Annotated in this window: 1 protein-coding gene and 1 pseudogene; both read left to right on the top strand. The window is 68.2% G+C overall.

Annotated elements, in window-relative coordinates; genetic code table 11:
* Positions 1–516: class I SAM-dependent methyltransferase (locus tag A612_RS08065; protein WP_019373995.1), on the top strand; the 516-nt coding region annotated here is incomplete at its 5' end.
* A gap of 160 nt (positions 517–676) precedes the next feature.
* Positions 677–801: pseudogene (locus A612_RS17890) on the top strand (peptidoglycan-binding protein); the annotation flags it as partial.

The raw sequence follows: 801 nt of genomic DNA, 5'->3' as shown, positions 1-801 counted from the left end.
TGGCTGCTGCCGCTGGCGCTGCTGCTGCTGGTGTATCCGCTCAACGCCTGGCGTGATGCGCCGCTGTTTCCCACCCCGCCGGGTGCGCTGCATGGCCTGCAGGACGCCGCGCCGCTGCCCGCGGGTGCTGCCGTGCTGGACGCCGGCTGCGGCCTGGGCGATGGCCTCAAGGCCCTGCGCGCGGCCTATCCGCAGGCGCGGCTGCACGGCCTGGAGTGGAGTGGACCTTTGGCGTTGCTGTGCCGGCTGCGCTGCCCCTGGGCGCGCGTGCGGCGCGGTGACCTCTGGGCCGCAGACTGGGGCGGTTACGACCTTGTGTACGTGTTCCAGCGGCCCGAGAGCATGGCCCGTGTGGCCGCGAAGGCCCGCGCGGAGATGGCGCCGGGCAACTGGCTCGTGAGTCTGGCGTTCGCCGTGCCGGGCGTGTGCCCCAGCGCGCGGCTGGATTCCTTCGCCGGCCATGCGGTGTGGATCTACCAATTGCCTTTGCCGGGGGACGGTGCTGCGCCACACTAAAACGAAACAACTTGCAAACATCGGTTGCAAAAACTGCCGAATCGGTATGATTTTGCATTCACATCGGCCACGCCGGTCCTGTACCGGGTGCGCAGACCGCTCGGTTGAGACGTGTCCACACACCCCGGAATGCAAGAAAAGAGAGAGAGGAAGGAAAGCTATGTCCCGTAAACCACTGACGCTGCTGGCGGCCGCCTGCGCCGCCCTGGCCCTGACCGGCTGCGAAACCACCAACATGCGGATGGGCAGCGCCGAATCCAAGACCGTGGCCACCGGCGCTGCCGC

The sequence above is a fragment of the Melaminivora alkalimesophila genome, from assembly GCF_000282995.1.
GTDB classification, from domain to species: Bacteria; Pseudomonadota; Gammaproteobacteria; order Burkholderiales; family Burkholderiaceae_C; genus Melaminivora; species Melaminivora alkalimesophila.
Note: the sequence above shows the minus strand (reverse complement) of the source record. Positions and strands in the feature narration are given on the sequence as shown.